At 73.3% G+C, this 14,572-nt stretch carries 13 protein-coding genes; 3 read left to right on the forward strand and 10 right to left on the reverse strand.

Translation table 11 applies throughout. The annotated features are described in order from the left end of the window. The first annotated feature begins 3 nt into the window (after window positions 1-3). Complete coding sequence (locus ACFQ9Z_RS07000; RefSeq protein WP_383012005.1) at window positions 4-753, forward strand: sirohydrochlorin chelatase; 750 nt, start codon at window positions 4-6, stop codon at window positions 751-753. Window positions 754-794: 41 nt separating this feature from the next. On the opposite strand, the gene ACFQ9Z_RS07005 is transcribed toward ACFQ9Z_RS07000, so the two are convergent. From ACFQ9Z_RS07005 to ACFQ9Z_RS07015, 3 genes are all read right to left on the reverse strand, one after another. Then, window positions 795-1,202, reverse strand: a complete 408-nt coding sequence (locus ACFQ9Z_RS07005) for a hypothetical protein (protein ID WP_383012007.1) — start codon at window positions 1,200-1,202, stop codon at window positions 795-797. 362 nt (window positions 1,203-1,564) lie between these two features. Next, window positions 1,565-2,206: a DsbA family protein gene (locus ACFQ9Z_RS07010; RefSeq protein WP_383012010.1), complete on the reverse strand. Its 642-nt coding sequence runs from the start codon at window positions 2,204-2,206 to the stop codon at window positions 1,565-1,567. Between the two features lie 100 nt (window positions 2,207-2,306). Next, window positions 2,307-2,855, reverse strand: coding sequence for a DUF1697 domain-containing protein (locus ACFQ9Z_RS07015; RefSeq protein ID WP_383012013.1), 549 nt, complete (start codon window positions 2,853-2,855; stop codon window positions 2,307-2,309). A 396-nt stretch (window positions 2,856-3,251) separates the two neighbouring features. Between ACFQ9Z_RS07015 and ACFQ9Z_RS07020 the strand changes: the two genes are divergently transcribed. Then, the gene (locus ACFQ9Z_RS07020; RefSeq protein ID WP_383012016.1) at window positions 3,252-5,501 is read left to right on the forward strand and encodes an MMPL family transporter; all 2,250 of its coding nucleotides are present in this window, start codon (window positions 3,252-3,254) and stop codon (window positions 5,499-5,501) included. Between the two features lie 78 nt (window positions 5,502-5,579). Here the strand turns inward: ACFQ9Z_RS07020 and mgt are convergent, their stop codons facing one another. The 4 genes from mgt to ACFQ9Z_RS07040 are packed head-to-tail and all read right to left on the reverse strand — an operon-like array spanning window position 5,580 to window position 9,866. Beyond that, window positions 5,580-6,776 carry a macrolide-inactivating glycosyltransferase gene (gene mgt / locus ACFQ9Z_RS07025; RefSeq protein ID WP_383012019.1) on the reverse strand — a complete coding sequence of 399 codons (1,197 nt, stop codon included), beginning with the start codon at window positions 6,774-6,776 and terminating at the stop codon, window positions 5,580-5,582. A gap of 56 nt (window positions 6,777-6,832) precedes the next feature. After that, window positions 6,833-8,131 carry an ABC transporter substrate-binding protein gene (locus ACFQ9Z_RS07030; RefSeq protein WP_383012022.1) on the reverse strand — a complete coding sequence of 433 codons (1,299 nt, stop codon included), beginning with the start codon at window positions 8,129-8,131 and terminating at the stop codon, window positions 6,833-6,835. Continuing rightward, entirely contained in the window at window positions 8,131-8,967 is an 837-nt protein-coding gene (locus ACFQ9Z_RS07035) for a carbohydrate ABC transporter permease (RefSeq protein WP_383012025.1), read from the reverse strand. Before ACFQ9Z_RS07035 ends, ACFQ9Z_RS07030 begins: the two co-directional genes overlap by 1 nt. Further along, window positions 8,964-9,866, reverse strand: coding sequence for a carbohydrate ABC transporter permease (locus ACFQ9Z_RS07040; RefSeq protein WP_383012028.1), 903 nt, complete (start codon window positions 9,864-9,866; stop codon window positions 8,964-8,966). The genes ACFQ9Z_RS07035 and ACFQ9Z_RS07040 overlap by 4 nt, the downstream gene beginning before the upstream one ends. A 158-nt stretch (window positions 9,867-10,024) precedes the next feature. Between ACFQ9Z_RS07040 and ACFQ9Z_RS07045 the strand changes: the two genes are divergently transcribed. Next, on the forward strand, window positions 10,025-10,888 hold the full coding sequence (locus tag ACFQ9Z_RS07045; RefSeq protein WP_383012031.1) for a phosphotransferase enzyme family protein: 864 nt from the start codon (window positions 10,025-10,027) through the stop codon (window positions 10,886-10,888). Between the two features lie 133 nt (window positions 10,889-11,021). Here the strand turns inward: ACFQ9Z_RS07045 and ACFQ9Z_RS07050 are convergent, their stop codons facing one another. The 3 genes from ACFQ9Z_RS07050 to ACFQ9Z_RS07060 form a co-directional block, all read right to left on the reverse strand. Continuing rightward, window positions 11,022-11,747 (reverse strand): 3'-5' exonuclease, encoded by a 726-nt coding sequence (locus ACFQ9Z_RS07050; RefSeq protein ID WP_383012034.1) that lies wholly within the window; start codon window positions 11,745-11,747, stop codon window positions 11,022-11,024. Window positions 11,748-11,849: 102 nt separating this feature from the next. Continuing rightward, window positions 11,850-13,091, reverse strand: a complete 1,242-nt coding sequence (locus ACFQ9Z_RS07055) for an SAV2148 family HEPN domain-containing protein (protein WP_383012037.1) — start codon at window positions 13,089-13,091, stop codon at window positions 11,850-11,852. Window positions 13,092-13,194: 103 nt separating this feature from the next. Then, on the reverse strand, window positions 13,195-14,541 hold the full coding sequence (locus ACFQ9Z_RS07060) for a copper amine oxidase (protein WP_383012040.1): 1,347 nt from the start codon (window positions 14,539-14,541) through the stop codon (window positions 13,195-13,197). Between the last annotated feature and the right edge of the window lie 31 nt (window positions 14,542-14,572).

The following is a 14,572-nucleotide window of genomic DNA, read 5'->3' on the forward strand; positions in this document are numbered from 1 at the left end:
CCCGTGTACGGCAAGCCGGACCGACCCGTTCTGCTGGTGATCGCCCACGGCAGCCGCGACCCGCGGCACGCCGCGACCGTGCACGCCCTGGTGGAGCGGGTGCGGTCGCTGCGGTCCGGGCTGCGCGTGGAGACCGGCTTCCTGGACTTCAACATCCCGTCCGTGCACGGGGTACTGGAGTCACTCGCCGCCGAGGGCGTGCGGGACGTGGTGGCGCTGCCGCTGCTGCTGACCCGCGCCTTCCACGCGAAGGCCGACATCCCGGCGGTCCTGCGGGACGCGCCGCGCGGCCTGCGCATCCGGCAGGCCGAGGTGCTGGGGCCGTCGCCGCTGCTGCTGTCGGCACTGGAACGGCGCCTGTACGAGGCGGGGCTGACGCCCGCCGACAAGTCCTCGACCGGGGTCGTGCTGGCCTCGGCGGGGTCCTCCGACCCGGAGGCGATCGCGGTGATCGCCGACATCGCGCGGGAGTGGTGGCACACCGGTTGGTGCGCCGTGCGGCCCGCGTTCGCCTCCGCGTCCCTTCCCCGCACCGAGGACGCGGTAGGCGAACTGCGCGCCCTCGGCTGCGAACGGGTCGCCGTGGCGCCCTACGTCCTCGCCCCCGGCTTCCTGCCGGACCGCATCGCGCGCGGCGCGGCGGACGCGGACGTCCTGGCGGACGTGCTGGGCCCGGCCCCCGAGGTGGCACGGCTCCTGCTGGCCCGCTACGACTCGGCGGGCCTGCCGGCCCGGGCGGCGCTCGGCGCCTGACGACGCGCCGCCGGACCCCGTGGCGGCGGGGCCCGGCCGTTTCACAGCTGCAGCAGGTGCGCCAGTTGCTGGGTGAAGGCGAGACTGCCGGTGCCGGCCGGGGCGCCGATGGCGATGTCGTCCAGGCTCGAACGGATGCGCCCCCGGTTGGGCGGGCCGCCGTCCGCCGCGGCCTCCTCCAGCGCGGCCATGATGACCTCCCCGTGGACGGCGAGCCCCGGCAGCTCGGCGCGCAGCGCCGCCAGGAGCCCCTCGGCGAGCCGGAAGACGGTCTCCGGGTCCGGTCCGTCGTCACCGCCGGTCCGGCCGTGGGCGCCCAGGTGACCGGGGCCGTTGATGTTCCCGTGGTAGTACGTGCTCATCGTCCTGTCCTGACTGCTGGTCTGGAGGGGCCGTACCGGGCTGGGGTCCGGGAGCGCCGACGTCGCCGATGTCGTGGCTCCGGCCATGTCCAGGAGTCTGGTGCCGTTGCGCCCACACGTGCGGAAGGGCCGAAAACAGTCACCCGTACGAGTGACCCGCGCCCATTGACCAGGGCGGACACTCCCGACGGAACGGACAGGGGGCCGCTGCGGGGAGCGCGGTGCGCCTCCCCGGGGCCGCGGCGGGACGGGCGCCGCGCGACCGCCGGCCACGGTCCGGCGTTCCCCTGTGACGTCGGACCGCGGCCGGCACTCCGTTCTGCGTCCGGCCCGGCGGATGCGTCACCGGGTCCCACGGCCCGCCGCGCCCGAGGGGCGCTTATCGGCCACCCGCCTCCCGCCGACCGGGACCTCGTGGGTCCTCCGGCACCCTCGCGGTCCCCCCGGAATCAGTCGAAGCGGAGCGCTCCGGTGCGGGTGCGCTTGAGTTCGAAGAAGTCGGGGTGGCGGGCCAGCACCCGGAAGCTGTCGAAGAGTTCCGCGGCCTCGGCGCCGCGCGGCACGGCCCGCAGGACGGGGCCGAACCACACCGTGCCGTCGACGTGGACGGTGGGCGTGCCCACGTAGCCGCCCGACCCGGGCTCGACGCCCGCGTCGTGACCGCGGCGCACCGCGGCGTCGTACGCGGGGTCGTGGGCGGCGTCCGACAGGTCGGCCGGCAGGCCGAGTTCGGCCAGCGACTCGGCGATCACCACGTCGAAGTCCGCGGCCTCGCGTTCGTGGATGCGGGTGCCGAACGCGGTGTACAGGTCGCGCAGCACCTTCTCGCCGTGCCGTTCGGCGGCGGCCACCGCGACCCGGGCCGGTCCGATCGACCGGTCGACCAGGTCCCGGTACCAGTCCGGGAGTGCGTTGCCGACGTTGTGCAGGTAGAGGCTCATGGGGCGGAAGCGGAGGTCGAGCGGGCGCAGGCGCTCGACCTCCAGCAGCCAGCGGGAGGTGATCCAGGCGAAGGGGCAGGCGGAGTCGAACCAGAAGTCGACCCGGGTGGGGCCGGAACCGGCGTCGCGGCTGTGGTCGGCGTGTGTCATGCCGGTCACGCTAGTCAGCCGGTGGCTCGGAATCCCGGTCCAATCACGGCCCCGTTCCCTGGGCCACTTTCCGCGGACCGGCCGGCCCGGCCGGCGCGCCTCACGCCCCGTCAGCGGTCATCTCGACGAGTTTCAGCACCGTGTTCCAGTTGCGGCTGGTGGCGATCAGGCCCTTGGCGGGACGGCGGGAGAGCGCCTCGGCGAGCTTGGAGCGGCCCAGGCCGTCCGGGGCGTACAGGTAGAGGCAGCGGTCGCCGAGGCGGAACGCCTCGGGGAGGTGGGCGGCGGCGTCGACCGCCGCGAAGCGCTCCTGGGTGACCGGTGCGGAGAAGTAGGTGATGTGCAGCTGCTTCCCGGTCAGTTCGGCGGCCGGGAACGGGCACGCCTCGGCCACCGCCCGCAGGTAGGCGTGGTCGCGCACGATCACCTCGACCCGGAAGCCGAACCGCTCCTCGATCGCCCCGGTCAGCTCCGCCGCCAGGGACTCCTGGTCGCCCCGTCCGGCGGTGAACACGGCCTGGCCGCTCTGCAGATGGGTCCGCACGCCGCCGTGGCCGAGTTCCGTCAGGAGCGCGCGCAGATCGGCCATCGGGAGTTTCCTGCTGCCGCCGACGTTGATCCCGCGCAGCAGCGCCGCGTATGTCGTCACCCGGACAGACTAGAACGGCCGTCGTGCCCCGTGGGGGCGGGCACGACGGCCGGGCCCGGACGAACCGGGTTGCGTGAGACTCTGGCCGATCGACGGCCCGCGGTTCAACCTCTACACGCACCTGTGACTTGTTCAACAAGGTTCCGTAATCACAAAGTGGATCTACGACGGCGGATCGGACACGGCCCGGCGCCGGCGGCCCCCACCCCGAGACGCGCCCCCGGGAAGCCCCGAAAGATGTAAGGGCCCGGTGTCCTCCCCAGCGGTGACCCTGGCCCGCGCCGGTTCACCGGGCAGTACGACGAGACCCTCCCGCGCGGCCCATACCGTCGAGACGGAACGAGAAGGGACGTGGCGGCAGGGGGTCGTCACCGCATACGAGGGGGAAAACCCGTCATGGGGAACACGGACGTGCGCGTGCGGGGACTGGCCGCCCGCGCCGGCGGCTGGAGCGCCCGGCACCGCTGGGCCGCCGTCGGCATATGGGTGCTGTTCGTCGTCCTGGCCATGGGGTTCGGCTCGGCGGCCGGCCGGGTCGACGTGGACGAGAGCGACCAGCTCAAGGGCGAGACACACACCGCGGCGAAGATCATCGAGGACGCGGGCATCGAGCAGCCGGCCGGCGAGACCGTGCTGATCCAGTCCCGGGACGGCGCCCTCAAGGCCACGAGCGGCGAGTTCCGGACCGCCGTCGCCGACGTGGTCCGGGCCGTCGGCGGCACCGGGAAGGTCACCCACGTGACCTCCCCGTACGACACGCACACCATCTCCCGGGACGGACGTACCGCGCTCGTGCAGTTCGACATGCGCGGCGACGCGGAGACCGCCGCCGACCGGGTCGAGCCGGTGCTGACCGCCGTCGCCGGGGTGCAGAAGGCGCACGACGGCCTGCGGATCGAGGAGATCGGCGGCGCCAGCATGAACAAGCAGTACAAGGACGCCTTCGGGGACGACTTCCAGAAGGCCGAGTACTCGGCCGTGCCGGTGGCCCTCGGCATCCTGCTGATCGCGTTCGGCGCCCTGGTGGCCGCGCTGCTGCCGGTGGCCCTGGCGATCACCGCGATCATGGCGACGATGGGCCTGATGGGCATCGTCAGCCACGTCCAGCCGATGAGCGACACCGCCAACTCCGTGATGCTGCTGGTCGGTATGGCCGTCGGCGTCGACTACTGCCTGTTCTACCTGCGCCGCGAGCGCGAGGAGCGGGACGCCGGACGGGACGCGGGCGCCGCCCTTCGCATCGCGGCCGCCACCAGCGGTCGCGCGATCATCGTCTCCGGGGTCACGGTGTGCGTGGCGATGGCGGGCATGCTGTTCACCGGGCTGGCCGAGTTCGAGGCGATGGGCCTGGCCTCGCTGATGGTGGTCGCCGTCGCCATGGTCGGCTCGGTGACCGTGCTGCCCGCGCTGCTCTCCCTGCTGGGCGAGCGGGTGGAGAAGGGGCGCATCCCGTTCCTGGGCCGCCGGCGCCGGCGTGGTGGCGGCGGCGAGAGCCGGTTCTGGACCGCCGTGCTGCGCGGGGTGCTGGCCAGGCCGCTGGTCGCCGTGGCCGTCGCGGCCGGCGCGCTGCTCGCCGTCGCCGCGCCCGCGCTCGGCATGAAGACCCAGCAGCTCACGCTGGACCAGGAGTTCGGCGACTCGCTGCCGATCGTGCAGACCTACGACCGGCTCAACGAGGCCTTCCCCGGCGGCTCCGAGCCCGCCCAGGTGGTCGTCAGCGCCAAGGACATCGGCGCGCCGGAGATGCGGCGGGCGCTGGCCGACTTCAAGCAGCGGGCCATCTCCTCGGGCGCCTCGCGCGGCCCAGTCGACATCCAGGTGCACCGGGCGCAGAACGTCGCCCTGGTCTCCGTACCCCTGGTCGGCGGCTCGGACATGGACCGCGCGGTCCGGAGCCTGGACAAGCTGCGCGACGAGGTGCGGCCCGCCACCCTCGGCAAGGTGGCGGGCGTCCGGGCGCCGATCACCGGACAGGTCGCGGGCAACCACGACTTCAACGACCAGCTCGTCGGCTCCGTCCTCCCGGTCTTCGTGTTCGTGGTCGTCTTCGCCTTCCTGCTGATGCTGCTGTCGTTCCGCTCGCTGACCGTCGCGATCACCTCCATCGTGCTCAACCTGCTGTCGGTGGGCGCCGCATACGGCATCCTCGTCGCCGTCTTCCAGCACGGCTGGGGCGCCTCGCTGGTGGGCGCGGAGGGCGTCGGCGCGATCGTCACCTGGCTGCCGCTGTTCCTCTTCGTGATCCTGTTCGGCCTATCCATGGACTACCACGTGTTCGTGGTCTCCCGGATCCGCGAGGCCCGGCTGCGCGGCCGCAGCACCAAGGACGCCATCCAGCACGGCGTGGTCACCACGGCCGGCGTCGTCACCAGCGCCGCCGTCATCATGGTCGCGGTGTTCGCGATCTTCGGCACCCTGTCCATGCAGTCGATGAAGCAGATGGGCGTGGGCCTGGCCGCCGCGGTGCTGATCGACGCGACGGTCATCCGCGGGGTGCTGCTGCCGGCCGTGATGGCGCTGCTCGGCGAGCGCAACTGGTACCTGCCGAAGTGGCTGCACCGCCTGCCGGACCTCACCCATGACGAGTCCCCGGAGCCGGCCGCACCGGCCCCCGTGCGCGAGGAGGGCGAGCGGCTGACCGTCTGATCCGGCACGCGGACGGGGGGCCAGCCGGTCCTGGGGAACCGGCGGGCCCTCGTCCGCGCCTGACGTACGGGTGCGGGGTCAGCGCGCGGGCAGCTCCGCCTCGATCAGGTCGGCGGCGCGCCGCGCGCCGCCCTCCTCGGCCATTTCCGCCTGGATCTCCTTCAGCCGCCGGGCCACCTCCGGGTCGCCGGTGAGGGCCAGGGCGGTGGCGCGCAGGCGGTCGGCGGTGGCCTCCTCGGTGGGCAGGTGCCGGGCCACGCCGAGGGACTGCAGCACGTCGGCGTTGCCGAACTGGTCGACGGCCTGCGGTACGGCGATCATCGGGGTGGCGGTGGCCAGCCCCTCCTGGCTGCCGCCGGCGCCGGCGTGGGTGACGAACAGGTCGGCCTGCCGCAGGATCGCCAGTTGCGGCACCCAGTGGTGCACTTCCACGTTCGCGGGCACGTCGCCCAGCTCGGCCGGGGTCACCCGGCGGCCGATCTGCAGGACCAGGTGCCAGCCGGGCAGGTCGCCGAAGGCGCGGACGCACTCGCGGTAGAACGCGGGCCGCTTGGTGAACGCCGAGCCGAGGGAGACGAGGACCACCTTCTCGGCGTCCGCGGGCCGCCGCCAGTCGCCCTGGTCGGACCGGTCGCCCTGGCAGGCGCCGACGAAGGTGTACACCCGCTCGTCGACGCGGTCGGCGTGCGGCTGGAGCGCCCTCGGGATGAGGACGAGCGAGCGGTCGGGGTGCCCGACGAACCTGTCCGGGTGCCGGGTGATCCCGTTCCGGGTGAGCCAGTCCCCGAACCGGGCGTAGTAGGCCCTGCCGCGCTCGGTCTTCCGGGGCTCCGCCCACAGGGGTTCGGCGACCTCCTCCTCGTAGCCGTCCCAGGCGACCAGGTTCGGCGAGAGGGAGACCGCGGGGACGCCCCAGCGGTGGGCGAGCACGCGGGCCGGGTAGGAGGTGATGTCGTGGAGCACCAGGTCCGGTTCGTCACCCTCGTAGGCCGCGCCGAGCTGCGGGAGCGCCTGGACGGCGTCGTTCAGGAAGAGCTCCACGTGATCCGGCAGGCTGCTCCCCCAGGCTTCGGGGTCGGCGTCGGGGCCGGGCAGCGTGGAGTCGTAGAGCACGGGCCGGGCTCCGGTCGCGGCCACCTTCTCGGCGAAGGCCGGCGGGATGGCGTAGGTGACCCGGTGGCCGCGGGCGACGAGTTCGCGGATCACCTCGAGGCTGGGGTTCACGTGGCCGTGTGCGGCGACGGAGAACATGGCGATGTGGGCGGGAGCGGTCATGCCGACGAGGCTAGGCGAGACGAGACGTCTCGTTCAAACGGATTACGGCGGCCGGCTCAGCGCTGGTAGCGGGCCAGCACCAGGTTGCCGTCCCGCTCCAGGCGTTCCCGCAGGCCGGCCAGGCCGATCGAGCCGCTGTAGTACTCCTGGAAGGCGGGGGTGGCGACCTTGTCCTTCCACTCCGGGTAGCCGCGCACGGACTGGGCGGGTGCCGGGCGGAGGTGGGCCGCGAGCGCGGTGCCGGTGGCCCAGCCGTACTCGGCGGTGTGCAGGGCGGGGTCCTTCAGGGCCTCGGTGCCGGTGGGCAGCATCCAGTCGCCGAGGGCGAGCCGGACCATGTTCCGGGGGCGGAGCAGGAAGCCGATGAACTCGGCGGCCTCCCGCTTGTGCGGGCAGTCGGCGGCGACGGACAGGGTCTGCGGGCTGACGCCCTGGGCGAGTCCCCCGGCGCCCGCGGGAGCGGGCAGCACCTGCCAGTCGAAGCCCTCGGGCGCCTGCTGGACGATCTGCTGACGGTAGGAGAAGCCCAGCGGGACCATCGCGTACCGGCCGCCGAAGAAGCCGGGCAGGGTGTCCGAGCCGCCGCTGCCCAGCGTCGAGGCGGGGGCGCTGTGGTCGGTGGCGACCTGGTCGTGGACCGTGCGCGGCACGACCGCGTCACCGGCGCCGAACCGCACCGTCACCTTGCCGTCGGCGCCCCGGTGGAAGAGCCGGCCGCCCGCCGAGAGGGACAGGTTCAGCGTGGCGGAGACGGGTTCCTTCAGCGGCCAGGCCACGCCGTACTTGCCGGGGCCGCTGAGTCGCTTGGTTATGCGCCGGAACTCCGCCCAGCTCCACGGGTGCCCGGCGGTCGGTATGCGCACTCCCGCCGAGCGCAGCCAGGCGCGGTTGGCGACCAGCACCCGGGGTTCCTGGAGGAACGGCACCCCGTAGACGCCGTCCCCGAAGGCGGCCGCCCGCCAGCTGCGCCGGGGGATGTCCGACCTGAGCCGGGCCGGCAGCAGACCGGTGAGGTCGGCGAGGTAGCCGCCGTAGGCGAAGTCGGCCAGGTCGTCGGAGGCGTCGTGGATGACGTCAGGGGCCTCGCCGCCCTCGAAGGAGGTGAGCAGCTGGTCGTGCACGCTGTCCCAGCTTCCCTGCACGTACTCGACCCTGACGTCGGGATGGGCGGCGTTCCACTCCTCGACCAGTTCCTTGTTGGCGGCCACCGACTCCCGCTGCCAGGCCAGGGACTGGAAGCGCAGGGTGACGGGCCCGCCGTGGCCGCTCTTCGACGGGGCGCAGCCCGCGAGGAGGAGCAGCAGGACGAGCAGTGCCGCGGCCGCCCCCCGGCCGGTTCCGCGCGGGTGCCGCATCAGCTCTTCACCGCCCCTTCGAGCAGGCCGCCCGTGATCCGGCGCTGGACGAGGGCGAAGACGAGCAGGGAGGGCAGCGTGGCCAGGAACGCGGCGGCGGCCAGCGGGCCGAGGTCGGCGACGCCCTCGGCGCCGATGAAGTGGGTGAGCACGACCGGGAGGGTCTGTCTGCCGGGGCTCTTCAGCAGGACCAGCGCGAAGAAGAACTCGTTCCACGCGGTGACGAACGCGAACAGGGCCGTCGCCGCGATCCCCGGGGCCAGCAGCGGCGCGGTCACCGAGACCAGCGTCCGCAGCCGGCCCGCGCCGTCGACGGCCGCCGCCTCCTCCAGCTCGGCCGGCACCGCCCGGACGTGCCCGACGAGCATCCACAGCGCGAACGGCAGCGCCCACACCACGTACACCAGCACCAGCCCCACCAGGGAGTCGATCAGCCGCAGGTGCTTCAGCAGCAGGAACAGCGGGATGATCACCAGGACGAACGGGAACGCCTGGCTGACCACCACCCATCCGGTGGCCGCCCGCGACAGCGCCGAGCGGTGCCGCGCCACGACGTACGCCATCGGGGTGGCGACCAGTACGGCGACGACGGCGGACCCGAGCGCCACCAGCAGGGAGTTCAGCGCGGCGTGCAGCAGCGGCTGCTCGTCGAAGGCCTGCCGGAAGTTGGCGAGGGTCGGGTGGCGCGGGATCCAGGTGGGGTGGAGGCTGCCCAGCTCGCGGGGCGGCTTGAAGGCTGTGGACAGCAGCCACAGCAGCGGGAACGCGAGGAAGACGAGATAGGCGAGCAGGGCCGCGTACTGGCCGGCGCGGGCCGCGGGCCGGGTCCTCCTCATGCGTCCTCGCCTCCCCGCAGCCGGCCCACGAGGAACACCGCCAGCAGGACTGAGACGACCGCGACCAGGACGCACCCCATGGCCGCCGCGTAGCCGAACTGGCCGTAGCGGAAGGCCTCCTCGTAGGCGAACAGCATGGGCAGCCGGGTCTTCCCGCCGGGTCCGCCACTGGTGAGCACGTACACCAGGGCGAAGGAGTTGACGTTCCAGATGAGGTTGAGCGCGGTGATGGCGAGGGCCACCGGTCTCAGGGCGGGCCACGTGACCGCGCGGAACCGGCGCCAGGCGCCGGCGCCGTCCACCTCGGCGGCCTCGCGCAGTTCGCGCGGGGTGTTCTGCAGGCCGGCGAGCAGGGCGACGGTCGTCTGCGGCAGGCCCGCCCAGACGCCGACGACGATGACCGCGGGCAGCGCGGTGGCCAGGCCGCTCAGCCAGTCCCGGCCGCCGCCCAGACCGAGGTCGCGCAGGGTCTCGTTGAGGATGCCGGCGTCGGGGCTGTAGACCAGGCGCCACATGATGCCGACCACGACCTCGGGCATGGCCCACGGGACGATCGCCAGGGCGCGGGCGAAGCGCCGCAGCCGCAGTTCCTGGTCGAGCAGGAGGGCGAGGCCGAGCGCCAGCAGGAACTGCGGCACGGTCACCCCGGCCGCCCACACCAGCCCGATCCGGAACGACTCCCAGAACAGCGTGTCGTGCAGCAGGTCGCGGAAGTTGAGCGCGCCGATCCAGGCGGTGGCCGTCGTCCGGCCGGACTGGGCGTCGGTGAACGCCAGCACGATGCCGTAGAGCAGTGGGCCCACGCTCAGCAGGAGGACGGGGATCAGGGCGGGCAGGACCAGGAACCAGGCGCCGTGACCGCGATCGGCCGGCCGCCGTGCTCCGGCCACTGCCGTCATGCGACCAGCTCCTTCGCCCGCCCACCTTGGCGTGTTCATGTTCGTGAAGGCGCGGGCCGTCGTCAAGGGACCGCGCAGCGGCTCCGACCTGTGCGAATGGGAGACTGGCCGGAGGCCACGACGGCCAGGACGGTACGCAGAGGGCACGGAGGCGGACGATGGACGAGGCACGGGCGCGAGACGTACTGGGCGCGGCGAAGGTCCTGCCGGTCCCGGCCGGGGACGCACGGCTCCTCGCCCTCGGTGAGAACGCGGTGTTCGCCGCCGGTGAGCTGGTGGTCAAGGTGGGCCGTGACGCCGAGCTGCTGGACCGGGCCCGGCGCGAGCTGGACATCGCCGCCTGGCTGGCCGGGGCGGACGTGCCCGCGGTGCGGGCGGCCGAGCCGGAGCCGCTGCTGGTGGAGGGGCACCCGGTGACGGTGTGGCACCGGCTGCCCGATGCCGTGCGGCCGGCCGAACCCCGCGACCTGGCCCGGCTGCTGCGGACCGTGCACGAGCTCGACGCGCCGGGCTTCGCGCTGCCGCCCCGGGAACTGCTGGGCGGTGTGGAGCGCTGGCTGCGGCTCGCGGGTGAGGCGGTCGACCCGGAGGACGCCGCGTACCTGCGCGAGCGCCGGGACGGGTTCGCGGCCGCCGCCGCGGCGCTGACGCCCCGTCTGACGCCCGGGCCGATCCACGGGGACGCGCTGCCGCGCAATGTGCACGTGGGACCCGACGGGCCGGTGCTGGTCGACCTGGAGACCTTCTCGTCGGACCTGCGCGAGCACGACCTGGTGGTGATGGCCCTGTCCCGGGACCGCTACGGGCTGCCCGCGGAGGCGTACGACTCCTTCGTCTCGGCGTACGGATGGGATGTGCGGGAGTGGGAGGGGTGCTCGGTGCTGCGGGGGGCCCGGGAGACGGCGAGCTGTGCGTGGGTGGCTCAGCACGCGGCCGGCAATCCGAAGGCGCTGGCCGAGTTCCGGCGCCGGGTGGGGTCTTTGCGGGACGGGGACGAGGCTGTGCGGTGGTATCCGTTCTGAGGGGGCGGGTGCCGTGCCGGGGCCCCGTGCTGGTGCCCGGGTCACAGGGTCGCGGTGGCCCGGCGCTCACGGGGTGCCTTCCCCGCTGCCGGGTCGGGGCGTGGACGGCTGGGCGGGGCCCGGCCGGCCGCGGTCACGCCGGGGTGTTGTCCCGGACCGGGCGGATGGGCCAGGTGCCGTCGATCACCGCTGTCTCGTCGCCCTTGCGGCGGAGGAAGGACTGGAAGTCGGCCGCCCACTCGGCGTACCAGTCGATCTGGCGGGTGTGGAGCTCCGCCGCGCCGAGGGCGGCGATCTTGGGGTGGCGGTCGGCTATCGCGGAGGCGAGGCGGGCCGCCGCGAGGGCGTCCGCGCAGGCGTCGTGGGCCGAGTCGAGGACTATGCCGTACTCCGCGCAGACCGCTTCCAGGTTCCGCTTGCCGCGGCGGTAGCGGTCGGCCCGGCGGTCGATCGTGTAGGGGTCGATCACCGGGGCGGGGGCCGCGCCGCCGAGGCGGTCCGAGAGCGACGGCAGACCGTGGCGGCGCAGTTCGGCGGAGAGCAGGGTGAGGTCGAAGGCCGCGTTGTAGGCGACCACCGGGACGCCGCCGCGCCAATAGGACACCAGCACGTCCGCCATGGCGTCGGCCACCCGGTCGGCCGGGCTGCCCTCGGCCGTGGCGCGTTCGTTGCTGATGCCGTGCACGGCGACCGCGTCGGCCGGAATCTCCACGCCCGGATCCGCCAGCCACTCCCGGCGCCCCATCGGTTCGCCGGCCCTCACCTCGATGACCGCGCCGGTGACGATGCGCGCCTCGTGCGGGTCCGTGCCGGTGGTTTCCAGGTCGAAGCCGATCAGCAGCTCCCGGTGCCAGCCCATGGGCGGCCCCCCTTCTTGGTGGTGCTTTCCCCCAGTGGCTCCCACCATCGCACGCGGCACTGACAACCCGGCGACCGCGTTCCGCTTGCCCGCGCGGACAGTTCAGGACACCGGGCGCGAATCCGCCCAGGACAGCTCGAACTCCTCGCGGTATGTCGGGAAGATTCCGGCATCGTCGGCGTCGCCCGACTTGAGCACCTTGCCGCCGCCCCGCAGCACCAGCACCGGCGACTCCATGCCACGGGCCCCGCGCAGATAGGACTGCACCACGCCGATGCCGTCCGCGCCGTCGCCGTCCACCAGGTAGGCGGTGAAGCGGGGCGTCTCGTCGTAGACCTGGATCTCGAAGGCGCCCGGGTCGCGCAGCCGGGACCGCACCCGGCGCATGTGCAGGATGTTCATCTCGACGGACCGGCTCAGTTCGCCCCGTTTCATCCCCAGTTCGCGCTCCCGGCGCTTGACCGCGCTGGAGGCCGGGTTGAGGAAGAGCAGCCGCACCCGGCAGCCGGACTCGGCGAGCCGGACCAGCCGGCGGCCGGAGAAGTTCTGCACCAGCAGGTTCAGCCCTATGCCGATGGCGTCGAGGCGGCGGGCGCCCCCGAACAGGTCCTCGGCCGGGAACTGCCGCATCAGCCGCACCCGGTCGGGGTGGACGGCGACCACGTCCGCGTACCGGTCGCCGACCAGGTCCTCCACCGCGTCGACCGGCAGCCGGCGAGCGGAGGGCACGTCACCGCCCGCGCCGAGCATCTCCAGCAGCCGGGCCGAGGCCCGCTCGGCCTGGTTCAGCACCGCCTCGGACAGGGCCCGGTTGCGCGAGACGACGTTGCGGGTCACCTCGAGTTCGTCCAGGGCGAGTTCGACGTCCCGGCGCTCGTCGAAGTACGGCTCGAAGCACGGCCAGTGCTGCACCATCAGCTCGCGCAGCTGGGGCAGCGTGAGGAAGCTGAGCACGTTGTCGTCTGCCGGGTCGAGCAGGTAGCCCTTGCGGCGGCTGACCTCGCGGACGGCGACCGCCCGCTGCACCCACTCCTGCCCGGCGGGCCCGGCCGCGGCCACCACCCAGTCGTCGCCGTGGACGGGTTCGTACACGGGCCGCAGCACGGCGGCCACCACCGCGCGCAGCCGCTGCTCGACCAGGTTCAGCCAGATGTAGGCCCGGCCCGCCCGCTGGGCGCGGACGCGCACCTCGAGCCAGGCGTCGGTGTCCCAGTCCAGTTCCGGCCCGATGGACCCCGTGGCGTCCATCGGGCGGGCCAGGGACACCGCGCCGGGCGGGACCTCCGTGGAGTTCCCCTCGTGACCCTCGCCACCAGGGGGCAGCTCCAGCCCTCCCGCGCCCACCCGCGCACCGCCTTCCGCCACCCCGGGCCTACCCCACCTCAACGATCAAGGAAGGGTACTCCGGGAGCGGTCGGCGATGCAGCCGGATGGACAGGTCGGTTCCTCAACTACGCGGACGCCAGTGGCCGTTCTGCCATGCGAGCTCGTCCGGAGTGAGCGGATTCATAGCCGTCACGTCACGTGGGGCGATGGCGAAACCCTGCCAGTGGACCGGCATGGGCTGCTGGTCCTCGTCCCGGGCTATGTGGTGGAAGCCGACGTTCATCCAGACCACCGGGTGAGTGAGGGTCTGCCCGTTGACCCACTTGTCCACGGACTTCGGGTGGCCGCTCGCGCAGCCGGGGTTGTTGCTCGCGAACCGCTCGCACTTGTCGTACTCGGTGAAGTACACGTCGTGCTTGGTGAAGCTGCGGCCCGGGTACTTCGTGGTGGGGCCGGGGACGATCTCGTACGAACGGGCGTGCCCGTCCTTGTTCTTGCCGGTCGCGCTGACCACCCGCCACCAGCGGTAGGTCTTGGCGTCGCCCGCGAGCTCCTTGGTGATCTTGGTGCGGGTGGTCTTGGCGGTGGGCGCCTGCCGGCCGGGGGCGGCCGCGGTGACGGCCGAGTCGTACTGCTCGACCTTCGTCTTCGAGGAGCCGTCGAGGCCGAAGTCCAGCCGCCAGAACACGTTGTGGCTGTGGCTGGTGGCGTAGGCCTTGGCGCCCTTGCCGATGGGCCAGCCGCGGCCGTCGCCTGCGTCGTAGTCCTCGTAGGAGAGACTGCCGGTGGCGCCGACGTTCATGTTGACGGTGCCGTCGTCCTGGAAGCGCCACTCGGTCATGTACTCGTACCAGCCGACCTGGTTGACCGTGTAGACGAGCAGGTCCTTGCCCTGTGCCTGGAAGACCTTGTTGGCCGCGTCGCCCTGCATGCGGTAGGCGTGGCCGCGCGAACGCGTGGTGGTGCACAGGCCCTTGACGTCCGGGTGGTCCGGGTCCCAGGAGTCGGGCACCCGGACGGTGGTGATGGTGCCGCCGGGGCACTCGCCGGGCGCCAGGTTCACCAGGCCCTGGGCGAAGCCGAAGCCCGTCAGGTCGTCGTACTCGACGCTGCCGTCGTCGTAGGGGACGTCGATCTGGGCGAGGCGGGCGCTGTTGAGCACCTTGATCGGCTTCGGCTCACCCTTGGGCTGGTAGGAGACGTTCTCCAGGACCAGGCCGGCCTTGCTGTCGTAGCGCCAGCACATCCGCCAGGTGGTGCCGCTGGAGAGCTTCTGCTCGATCCGGTAGGCGGCGCTGCAGTCGGCGGCGGCGGCCGCCGGGGCGGCCTGCGGCCGGGCGGCGGCCGGGCCGGCTCCGGCCGCCACGCCGGCGGCCAGCGCGGCCACGGTGAGGCCGACGGCCGCCCGCGTGCGGGCATGGCTGGTCACCCGCGGCCCGTGGCCGCCGGTCGAACTGTGTACACGCATGACGAAGTTGCTCCCTCGCAGGAGATGCGGT

This window comes from Streptomyces sp. NPDC056580 (assembly GCF_042793175.1).
Classification (GTDB): Bacteria; Actinomycetota; Actinomycetes; order Streptomycetales; family Streptomycetaceae; genus Streptomyces.